The organism is Xenorhabdus aichiensis (genome assembly GCF_028598775.1).
GTDB lineage: Bacteria > Pseudomonadota > Gammaproteobacteria > Enterobacterales > Enterobacteriaceae > Xenorhabdus > Xenorhabdus bovienii.
Genome location: NZ_JAQRFO010000074.1, coordinates 1 through 10,887, shown reverse-complemented (window position 1 = coordinate 10,887; position 10,887 = coordinate 1). Strand labels below are relative to the sequence as shown.

Below are 10,887 nucleotides of genomic sequence, written 5' to 3'. Positions count from 1 at the left end.
GTTAGCTAAAAGCGGGATTTCCCGTCTTTAACCTCTGCATGGTGCCGGCATCCTTCCGTTTCAAACGGAGGCAGTGAAAATTAACTGTAGGGATTCCTTCAGTTTAAGGAGCCTCCAATTTGAGAGGCTACCTTCTTTAAGAGGGTAGGTTAAAAACAGCTCTGTACGTTTAACGTACCAACCTGTAGTCGAGGTCCTCAGTTTGGCTCAGTTCCAATCGGACAAATTTTTGGCTGATCGCGCCAATTGGGATTTGAAAGCCCATTTAAGTGAGAATGCCCACTTTGGTTTTATACTCACGGGTGAGGGTGTGAGAAATTTTTCGCATACCTTGTGCTTTCGTGTGTTGGGTACGTGATAACCCGGCGCAAAGGAATATCGATATCTTCTGCAAGCTAAAGTGAGGACCTCGGATAAATCAATGAGTTAATCAACTAGGGTCAAAATCGCCACGGTTGCTGCAAGATGTGATATCCCATCAATGTAATCAGCAAACTAGTGGGTAGGTTGGTTGACGAAATGACTGCATTTGGTAAATTTGGTTGACGCTGTTTTGTCAACCGAAGTTCGATCAAAGTGATTTCAGGTAGTCGAGGTGGAATCGTCTTTTTTCTGCTGCATCAGTCTATTAAACTTATCATGCAGTGATTGTGGGTACAGTTCTGTGTATACCTGCCACAATACATTGAGAGATCGGTGACCTGTAACTTGAGCAACTTCTTCAATAGAGAAGCCAGCCTCAAATAAACGACTTGCTCCCTCTCTGCGTAGGTCGTGATAACGGAGGTCTTCAATGCCTAGTTCGGTGCATGCCTTGTGAAATCCCCGAGATATACTTATGGTATTGTAGGGAAATATAAGTCCATCATCAGATTTGGGCTGCCTTTGAACAATATCCCATGCCTCCCCTAGTAAAGGGACAAACATGTGATTACCTGCCTTTTTTCTGGGGTCTTTTCTGTCTCTTACGAGTACAGCTCTTTGTTTTTCGTCTATATCATTCCATCTGATTTTACATACCTCCCCAATGCGCATGCAGGAAAGTATTGAAAAATTCAATATATCCTCGTAAGGGATATTGCTTGTCCAGTGACTACCTCGTCTTCGTAGCACTTCCATTAATCTATCTAACTCCTCGCGTTCTGGTCTTCTGCTGCGTCGTTGGCTTTTACTGATTAACCCCATTTGGGTTAAAACTGAACGGGCTTCATGTGCAGGATTTGAGGTGTAATCTACATCATAGACAGGCTTGGCGGATTTCAGGACGGTTGATAAATAGATGACATCATGATTGATGGCGGCAGGAGTAATACCTTTGGAATATCGTTGCTTGCAATGTTCAATAATATGACTAATAGAAAGTTCAGTGAGTGCAAGTTTTGCGAGGTCGCTTTTTGATAATGAGTTCAATACGGACTTTTTGCTTTTCCCTGCTTTTTTTCCTAAATTTGGGTCATTGATATATTTGCATAACAAGTCACCTACGGTTAAATCTTCGGTGTCATTCTGCATAGGAACCCCGTTCTGTTCCAATTCAGCCACTCGCATAGCACCCCATGTTTTAGCGTGGGACTGTTTTCCGAATGTACGGTTCTCTCTATAGATATATTTACCACCAGACTTGACACCAACAGTGCAACGATAGCGGATAGTACCGTCTGCGCGGGGGCGTTTTTCAATGCTATAGTAAGCCATGTGTGATGTTCTCCAGTTCAAATTTTCACGATTTAATGGGGTGCTGTTAGGGGTGCTGACAATTCAAAAATAACCTAAAATTACCTGAAATGCACGAAAATCAGCAAAAATAGAAATACAAGTAATTCAGAATAATAGCAAGGTACAATGGGGTTTAGCGTATTATATGAGAAATATTTCTTTATAGTTATTCTATCGATGATAGAACACCGCAAGTGTGAAGCCAACGATAAGGTGTGCGACTATGGGTAGACAGAAAACAGTGATTAAATCTCGTCGTGAAGTCAGGAGAATGTTAAAAAAAGACCTGCGCCAGTCGCGTTATCGCAATGATGATAATGTCACCTCACTGGTGCCGATTGGCGGAGTGGAGGCTATTGGAATGGCGCGTGAGAACAGGGATACTTCTGAAATTCGTCCACGTAATGAAATGCAGCATCGCTATATGCGGGCAATTAATAATAAGCAGTTAGTTATTGCCAATGGTGCAGCGGGTTGCGGTAAAACGTTTATCAGTACCGTTATGGCGGCTGATGCGTTAATCAATAAAGAGATTGATAAAATCATTGTAACGCGTCCGGTATTGCAGGCAGAAGAAGATCTCGGTTTTCTGCCGGGTGACATGGCTGAAAAGTTTGCACCTTATTTTCGTCCGGTTTATGACATTTTATTAAAACGGATGGGTGCTTCGTTTTTACAATATTGTCTGCGCCCTGAAATAGGGAAAGTAGAGATAGCCCCTTTTGCTTACATGCGTGGCAGAACATTTGAAAATGCGTTTGTGATCCTTGATGAAGCGCAGAATGTGACAGTCAATCAAATGAAAATGTTTTTAACCCGGCTGGGAGAAAATGTTACCGTCATTGTTAATGGTGATGTGAGCCAGTGTGACTTGCCGGAGAGCACTACATCCGGGCTGATAGATGCACTGGAGCGATTTTCTGATGATGAAGCGATTAGTGTGATTCATTTTTCTCAGGAAGACTGTGTTCGTTCCCGATTGTGTCAGAAAGCCTTGCTGGCTTATTGTTGATAATAAAAGGCTTCATATATTGATTTTTGATAAAAGCCAAAATCAATAATGAAGCCTAATAGTCGTTTTTATTTTTTTATATTATGCTGCTCATCTTGCAGCGGGAATTGAAATTCAATTTCGGTGCCGCCTTGTTTGCGTTTTTTGATCTTCATTTGCCCTGAAATGAGAGTGACCCGTTCCCGCATAATAGCAAGACCAAACTGAGCCTTAATCTGCTCTTGATGGATGCTGCGGCCATTATCACTGATAACCGTGATAATCTTTTTGCCTATCGGGTAGATGCGAATGCTGATCCAACTCGCGTCAGCATGTTTATAACAGTTATTTAAGGCCTCACGGATAATTTGCGCCAAATGACGGCGGTGGCCGATGGGAATAATCTGGTGAGTAAGCCGATAATGAAATTCAATCTGAAATCCCAGCCGATGATTGAATTCTTTTATCAGGGATTGCAGGGATTCATACAGGTCATAATGGTTTTTTTCTGCCCGCAGTGTGGCCAGCATTTCCCTTAATTGCTGACTGGCTAAAGTTAATTCCTCTTTTATGATCCGCAAGGCGATTAAAGCCTGTCGGGAGAATTTATCGTGGCGCACATGCAGGCTGTTAATCTGAATTTTCAGAAACAGAAATGATTGTGCCACTGTGTCATGTAATTCTCTGGAAATATTTTCCCGTTCATTGATCAGCCCCTGCTGAATTTGCTGATGCACGGTATTTTTCAGGGACAGGTGTTTTGCCAGCACATCAGTAACAGACTGGATCAGATCCCGTTCATAAGAAGACAGAATCTGAGTTTGATTAATCTTGATTTGAATTATGCCGTGAAAAGTATGCCTGTCATATAAATCCCATTTTTGTATCCGTGGAAGATTGACGTCAAAGGGGCTACGGGGATATTCAAAATGATATTTACGCGGTGGATGATAAAGCGTGATCCTGACTTCGCCAAAGGGGATGAATTGGTTAAGTCTAAAAAATACCCCATGAAAATTATCAGAGAGTGAAGTATTAAGATTGAGTTGAGAATGGACGGAGATAAGAAAACGCAGGTATTGCTTATCCCGTTTCAAGACAGTTATCTTTCTCTGTTTTATTTTACAAAATGATGCCACCTGGAGCGAAATCATATCGGCTTTATACAGCAAGCTTAAAAGGCACAGGATACTCAGGATATCAAAGATGGCCCACAGCTTTCCGGGCAAAGTGAGCGGGGTATTCAAACCAAGAAATAGCAGCACAGACAAATTGATGGTGATGGCTGTGCCACATAACCAGCCTGTTGCTGCTATTGGACTGTCAGAGAAAGTTTTCATCAGTTAAACAATCCTTCCGTTTTCCTGATCAAAACCTTAGCTCAATTAATTAAAAGAGGTTAATTATCACTTAACTTTCATTCCCGCTGTTGTCATTAAGACACGAAATAGCGAAGAGACAGCGTAAAGTGCCAGTACACTGCCAAGCCAGATGGTGACCAGCCAACCCAGCCGTTTCCAGAGGGAAGGGCGGGGAGAATCGGACTCAGTGATAACCTTGTTCATGGGTGATTTTTCCTCGGAAGACATAATAACTCCAAAAGGTGTAGACCAGTATGATTGGGATGATGAACAGGGCACCGACCAGCATAAAGCCCAGTGATTGCGGTGGGGCGGCCGCTTCTTGATAACCAATCAACGGCGGGATGATATTTGGCCAGATACTGATCCCTAATCCACTTAACCCCATGAATATCAGCAGTAATGCAGCCAGAAATGGGGTGTAATGGCTGGTGTTCTCGTTAGCTTGCAGGAGTTTCCAGCTTGACCCTATAACGAGTAGCGGTACAGGGATAAAGAACAACAGATTAGGCAGGCTGAACCAGCGTTCGGCAATGGCCTGATGCGCGATGGGGGTCCAGAGGCTGATAATGTTGATGACGGCCAGCATCAGCAGCGTCAGCGGGCGCAGAATGCGATACATCTGCTGTTGCAGGTGGCCTTCGGTTTTCATCACCAGCCAGCCACATCCCAGCAACGCATAAGCGACAACCAGACCAAAGCCGCAGAATAGCGGGAATGGGGCAAACCAATCGAAAGCCCCTCCAATATAGGTGCGGTTCTCGACCGGAAAGCCTTCAATCACCGCGCCAACCACCATTCCTTGCGTAAAAGTGGCGATGATTGAACCAGAAATAAATGCTTTGTCCCAGATGTGCTGGTGTTCTGGCGCGGCTTTAAAACGAAACTCAAACGCGACACCCCGGAATATCAGTCCTAAGAGCATGATAGTCAGCGGGATTGCCAGTGCATCCAAGATCACCGCATACGCTAAAGGAAAAGCACCGAACAGCGCTGCACCGCCCAGCACCAGCCAAGTTTCATTGCCATCCCAGACCGGCGCTACGGAATTCATCATTAAATCGCGGTCTGACTGCCCCTTCATCATGGGATACAAAATGCCGATGCCGAGGTCAAAACCGTCCATCACGATGTACATCATGGTACTGAATATAATGATCAGAAACCAAATCAGGGGAAGATCAATGCCCATTTGTTAACTCCTTGTTGGGGCCTTTGCGGATCAGTTTCATCATATAGGCGTAACCAACACCAAAGACGGCAGCATAAACGACGAAGAAAATAAGCAGGCTGATGCTCATGTGGATCTCGCCATGTGCCGATACCGCATCTTTGGTACGCATTAAGCCATATACAACCCACGGCTGGCGGCCAATCTCCGTGGTAAACCAACCGGCCAGAATGGCGATAAGACCCGAAGGTGCCATCAGGAATATAAACCGGAGAAACGTTCTGTTTTCATATAACCGTTTTTTATAGCGCAGTAACAATCCCCAAACGCCCGCCACAATCATCAATATTCCCAGCCCAACCATGACACGAAATGACCAGAACACCATAAAAACATTGGGGCGATCTTCGGGTGCAAATTCTTTCAATGCCGGAACCTGTTTATCCGTACTGTGTGTCAGGATCAGGCTGGCAAGATAAGGAATTTTGACGGCATAGCGCGTTTCTTCTGCTTCCTGATTTGGAATGCCGAAGAGGATCAGCGGAGTGGCTTCGCCGGGACGGTTTTCCCAATGCCCCTCCATTGCGGCAACTTTGGCTGGCTGATATTTCAGGGTATTCAAGCCATGAAAATCACCAATGATGGCCTGCAACGGGGCGATAATCAGAATCAGCCACATTGCCATTGACAGCATTTTCTTCATGGCGGAGGAATCATTGCCTTTCAGCAGGTGCCACGCAGCGGAGGCTGCAATAAAGAACGCTGATGCGAGAAACGCAGCGGTTCCCATATGCAGCAGACGATAAGGAAAGGAGGGATTGAAAATCACGGCAAACCAGTCAACAGGAACGATTTGATTATTGATGATTTCATGGCCCTGCGGTGTCTGCATCCAACTGTTGGAGGCCAAGATCCAGAATGTGGAGATAATTGTACCGAGGGCAACCATGCAAGTGGCGAAAAAATGCAGCCTTTCGCCAACTCGACTCCAGCCAAACAGCATGACGCCAAGAAATCCTGCTTCAAGGAAAAACGCGGTCAACACTTCATAGACTAGCAACGGGCCCGTAATACTGCCGGCAAATTCGGAGAAAAAACTCCAGTTGGTGCCGAATTGATAGGCCATCACTAAACCAGAAACTACTCCCATACCGAAATTAACTGCAAAAATTTTCGACCAGAAGTGGTATAACGTTTTGTAGTCTGCATTACGTGTCTTTAGCCATAGCCCTTCCAATAAGGCTAGAAAACTAGCCAGGCCTATCGTAATGGCAGGAAAAATAATGTGAAAAGAAATCGTGAAGGCAAACTGTATCCTTGCGAGTTCAAGGGCACTTAACCCAAACATAGTGACCTCTTATTTTAGTTGAATCATATGGGGCGATGAAGTTAGAAGGTGCGGATAAGTAAAACACAGGAATTTAGGGTATAATAGTGACAATTATCTGTTTATTACCTATAACAGTTTTACCGAAGGTCAGGCGATATGACACGTTACGAACAGTTGGCTGGGGCTATCCGCCAGCAAATAGAGGATGATATTTGGCAGGTGGGCGACAAATTGCCATCACTGCGGGAATCGGTGAAATCATCAGGATTAAGCTTGATGACGGTGCTGCAAGCCTATCAGTTGCTGGAAAGTCAAGGCTGGATCGTGGCCCGCCCGCAATCTGGCTATTATGTGGCCGCTCGGTTAACGCAATTTGCGGCGGCGAAAGGCGGAAAAGGCCTGCATTTAAGTGAGAGTGTAGAGATCAGCGCCTCTATTTTTGATGTGTTGCAGGCATGCAAAGACCCCAAAATCGTGCCTTTTGGCTCGGCATTTCCCGATCCTTCTCTACTGAATGAGCCAAAGTTATCCAAAATACTGGCCTCAGTTGCCCGTCGCTTTGTTCCTCACAGTTCGTTGGAGAGTTTGCCGCCTGGCAATGAGAAATTGCGGCGGAATATTTCCCGTCGTTATGCCGCCCACGGCATTCACGTTTCTCCTGATGAGATCGTGATCACTGCGGGGGCAATGGAATCATTAAGTTTTAGCTTACAATCCGTGACCTCACCGGGAGATTGGGTGGTGATTGAATCGCCCGCTTTTTATGGTGCGTTGCAGGCCATAGAACGCCTGCGCCTGAAAGCTATCGCGATTAAAACCGATCCGCGGACAGGCATTGATTTAGATGCACTGGAAGAGATCGTGCAGAAATACCCGATAAAGGCGTGCTGGTTGATGTCTCGTTTCCAAAATCCATTGTGCAACACGATGCCATCCGAAAATAAACAGCGGCTGGTGGCGATTTTGAATAGCAGTCATATTGCCCTGATCGAAGATGATGTTTATGGCGAGCTGTATTTCGATCAAGAACCGCCGATGCCAATCAAAGCATGGGATAAAGAAAATAATTTCATGCACTGTTCATCATTTTCAAAATGCCTTGCCCCCGGATACCGCGTGGGCTGGGTTGCAGCAGGAAAGCACGCAGGGAAAATTCAGCAATTGCAGATGATGAGCACGGTTTCAGCCAGCGCACCAACACAATTGGCGGTTGCGGAATATCTGGCTCACGGGGGATATGATAACCATCTGCGACGGTTGCGGCGTCAGTTGGAACAGCGGCAAAGTCAGGTTTTACGGGCGATCAGTGAATATTTTCCTGATTCGGTGAAAGTGAACAGCGCACGTGGCGGTTATTTCCTGTGGCTGGAGTTTGAACCGCCTTTCAATGCTAACCGGCTGTATCGACTGGCGCTGGCCAAAGGGATCAGTATTGCTCCGGGCAGCATGTTTTCTACCAGTTCTCAGTTTGATCACGCCTTTCGCTTGAACACGTCATTTGCATGGAATGATGTGCAGGCTTCAGCAATGAAAACTTTGGCAGACTTGTGTCATACGCTATTAAGGGAATGCGGGTAATCAATCACATTTCAATTATCTCTATGTTGTCGTAGGCAGAATTATTTGCGAATGTTGGAGTTAACAATTCGACGTTAACCGTCTTCTGGAAGTACACACAGGGCTTAAGAGTGGTGAGGAGGTGGCATGAAAATGAAATATTTCGATTATGCAACGTTACCAAGAACGCAATGGTCAGGCGGGACAGGCGAAACAAGGGATATTGTTTGTTGGCCAGTTTCTGATGATTTCGCTTGGCGGGCCTGTTTCACGTCAATTTATGAAAGTGAAATATTGGGGCAGTTTCCTGATATTGACCGCTCCATTGTCTTATTGAAGGGAAAGGGGATCAGATTGACCAGTCCGGGTTTTCTTGAGCACGAACTGGTGAAAAAAATGACACCCTTCCATTTTTCTGGCGATATTCGCGGGCATGCTGAATTGTTGGATGGCTCTGTCCAGTGTTTCAATATCATGACGCGTCGCTCTTGCTGGGCTTCCGAAATTTCGGTGATATCCCATGAGCATCTTTTACCGACGTCTCACAGTGGTGTGCTTTATGTTTTAAAAGGCCGCTGGGAAATGACGGGCGCAGATTGTGTTCAGCTTGCTTTCGGTCAAGGAGCCTGGTGGCTGCCAGATATACGGGAAGGTTCAATTAAACCGCTGGTGACGGATAGCCAGTTATTGTGGGTTGATTTACGCCTGATTGGGTGATTATTGAAATACTTACCGGATGCGGCTTGGTGTAATGTCAGGCCGCTACTTGAAAGATGAATGGGGATATAGGCTAAATATGAGTGACGGTTTAACAAGAGTTCAAGTTAAGTAGATTATAGTGATCATCAGTCAAGCAGAAGAAGATGACTCCATACTTAGTTATACCACTGTAGATAGGTATTTTTTCTGAGCTCTATGATGAAGAGAAAATATATAAACTTGGTATATTCTAATGGGCTATGTTCTGTTAAGAAAGAAAAATACGGCTGTAGTACTAAGTCTAATACTTGTTGGATATGAATTTTTATAGTTCTACCTGTAATTATTGCTTTTAAAAACTCAATTGAAAAATGGATTTTATAAAAGATGGAGGTGTTTGGGTTTTAGTTAAATGTAAATATATACTTTTGATAACTATTCTAATGTGAAATTAAAAGTATTTCAATGTCATATATTAAATGAATCATCTTATTAGTTTTATGTAATTTTAATTGACATATGGTGTTTTTTATATTAATTGGTTAATAGTCCATGAGAAATAAATCTTCATCTTTATTATTTGTCATTTTAATGGCTTTTCTTTCTATGGGAGGGTTGATTTCATCGGATATATTTCTACCCGTTTTGAGTAAAATGGGAGGATATTATCATGTTAGTGAATCTAGTGTACAAAGTGCGATAGCCATATTTTTATTTGGCATAGCTTTTTCTCAACTTATTTATGGTCCATTAAGTGATTGTTTAGGAAGAAAAAAGATTCTGATTTTTGGAATTATCATATGGCTGATTTCAACTATCGGTATTTTTTACAGTACACATATCAGTGAATTGCTATTATTGCGTCTATTTCAGGGAGTGGGAGCCTGTGCTGGTATTACATTAAGTCGTGCCATTATTAATGATTTGATGGGGAAAGAAGAGGCCGCTCATTTGTATCTAATTATTTTCCCTTTTGTGGGAATGTCACCAGCTGTGGCACCAATGATCGGTGGTGTGTTAAGTGAGTATTATGGCTGGAAATCTTGTTTCTTATTTCTTACCTTATTTATAACAGCCACGCTTATGCTGTGTTTACTAGTGCTGAAAGAATCACTACCCGTAGAAAAGCGTCAGAAATTGAATGTTAAAAGTGTGTTGGTCAGTATATACCAAGCGCTAGGAAATAAAGAGTTTCTTTACTATGCGGCAATCCCTTGCTTCGCTTATACAGCATATTTTTCCTATTTGATCGAATCACCATTTATTCTTACAACGATGGGATTACCAGAAAAATATGTTGGTTACACCTATATCATGCTCTCACTGAGTTATGTATTGGGTAATCTTACTGCTAAGAAATTAAGTCGCCAGCAGGGCATGGAAAAAACTATTTCGCATGGTTATATCATCTTTACTCTTGGAGGTATTGCTTTCACTGTACAAATGTTTTTGAGTTCCTGTCCATTATTAACGTCTGTGTTAACAATATCAGTATTGACTTTTGGTAATGGTTTTTTGCTGCCACTTGGTACGGCATCAGCAATTGCCGCTCATACACAATCAGCCGGGACAGCTTCCGGGGTGATGGGAACATTGCAATTAGGCAGCGCAGGAATGACGTCACTGTTTATTGGTTATATATCTCACCATGACCCTATGAAAGTGGCAATGATCATCACAGTTGTTGTTCTCATCGGTAGCGTTATTTATTTAATGGGTGATAGGGGCGGTAAAAAATAAACAAAGCAACAATAGAAACTAAGCAGGAATGAAAAATGGTTAATAATATAGATGTAACACTGCGTGATGGCGGATATCTGAATAATTTTAATTTTACAACAGAATACGCGATAAATCATGTTGAAACATTGACCAAAAGTGGAATGGAATGGTTCGAAATTGGTTATCGTAATGGTTCTTTTAAACCTATTTCTAATATTGGCCTAACAGGTATGTCGCCAGACAGTTATATCTGGGATATTCACCGAGCAGTGCCTGAGGCAAAATTGGTAGTCATTGCCCACCCGCACAATATCAATACCGATGATATCCATGCGATGAA

The 10,887-nt window shown here is 43.5% G+C and carries 9 protein-coding genes and 1 pseudogene; 5 read left to right on the top strand and 5 right to left on the bottom strand.

Annotation, left to right across the window (positions count from 1 at the left end; all coding sequences use genetic code 11):
• Positions 1 to 582 precede the first annotated feature (582 nt).
• Positions 583 to 1,695 carry a site-specific integrase gene (locus tag PSI22_RS20125; protein WP_273581289.1) on the bottom strand — a complete coding sequence of 371 codons (1,113 nt, stop codon included), beginning with the start codon at positions 1,693 to 1,695 and terminating at the stop codon, positions 583 to 585.
• 244 nt (positions 1,696 to 1,939) lie between these two features.
• Here PSI22_RS20125 and phoH point away from each other — a divergent pair, with 244 nt between their 5' ends.
• A complete protein-coding gene (phoH, locus tag PSI22_RS20120; protein WP_273581288.1) occupies positions 1,940 to 2,728 on the top strand; it encodes a phosphate starvation-inducible protein PhoH in 789 nt (262 codons plus the stop codon).
• A 68-nt stretch (positions 2,729 to 2,796) separates the two neighbouring features.
• Here phoH and PSI22_RS20115 read toward each other — a convergent pair whose 3' ends face one another.
• The 4 genes from PSI22_RS20115 to PSI22_RS20100 form a co-directional block, all read right to left on the bottom strand.
• A complete protein-coding gene (locus tag PSI22_RS20115) occupies positions 2,797 to 4,047 on the bottom strand; it encodes an ATP-binding protein (RefSeq protein ID WP_273581287.1) in 1,251 nt (416 codons plus the stop codon).
• 66 nt (positions 4,048 to 4,113) lie between these two features.
• The gene (locus PSI22_RS20110) at positions 4,114 to 4,272 is read right to left on the bottom strand and encodes a DUF2474 domain-containing protein (protein ID WP_273581286.1); all 159 of its coding nucleotides are present in this window, start codon (positions 4,270 to 4,272) and stop codon (positions 4,114 to 4,116) included.
• On the bottom strand, positions 4,253 to 5,260 hold the full coding sequence (gene cydB, locus PSI22_RS20105) for a cytochrome d ubiquinol oxidase subunit II (protein WP_273581285.1): 1,008 nt from the start codon (positions 5,258 to 5,260) through the stop codon (positions 4,253 to 4,255). The genes PSI22_RS20110 and cydB overlap by 20 nt, the downstream gene beginning before the upstream one ends.
• On the bottom strand, positions 5,250 to 6,587 hold the full coding sequence (locus PSI22_RS20100) for a cytochrome ubiquinol oxidase subunit I (protein ID WP_273581284.1): 1,338 nt from the start codon (positions 6,585 to 6,587) through the stop codon (positions 5,250 to 5,252). The genes cydB and PSI22_RS20100 overlap by 11 nt, the downstream gene beginning before the upstream one ends.
• A 138-nt stretch (positions 6,588 to 6,725) precedes the next feature.
• On the opposite strand from PSI22_RS20100, the gene PSI22_RS20095 reads away from it, so the two are divergent.
• The 4 genes and pseudogenes from PSI22_RS20095 to PSI22_RS20080 form a co-directional block, all read left to right on the top strand.
• Entirely contained in the window at positions 6,726 to 8,147 is a 1,422-nt protein-coding gene (locus tag PSI22_RS20095; protein ID WP_273581283.1) for an aminotransferase-like domain-containing protein, read from the top strand.
• A 126-nt stretch (positions 8,148 to 8,273) separates the two neighbouring features.
• Positions 8,274 to 8,843 (top strand): HutD/Ves family protein, encoded by a 570-nt coding sequence (locus PSI22_RS20090; protein ID WP_273581282.1) that lies wholly within the window; start codon positions 8,274 to 8,276, stop codon positions 8,841 to 8,843.
• 534 nt (positions 8,844 to 9,377) lie between these two features.
• Positions 9,378 to 10,565, top strand: coding sequence for a multidrug effflux MFS transporter (locus PSI22_RS20085; RefSeq protein ID WP_273581281.1), 1,188 nt, complete (start codon positions 9,378 to 9,380; stop codon positions 10,563 to 10,565).
• Positions 10,566 to 10,600: 35 nt separating this feature from the next.
• Positions 10,601 to 10,887, top strand: a pseudogene (locus tag PSI22_RS20080) (3-hydroxy-3-methylglutaryl-CoA lyase); the annotation flags it as partial.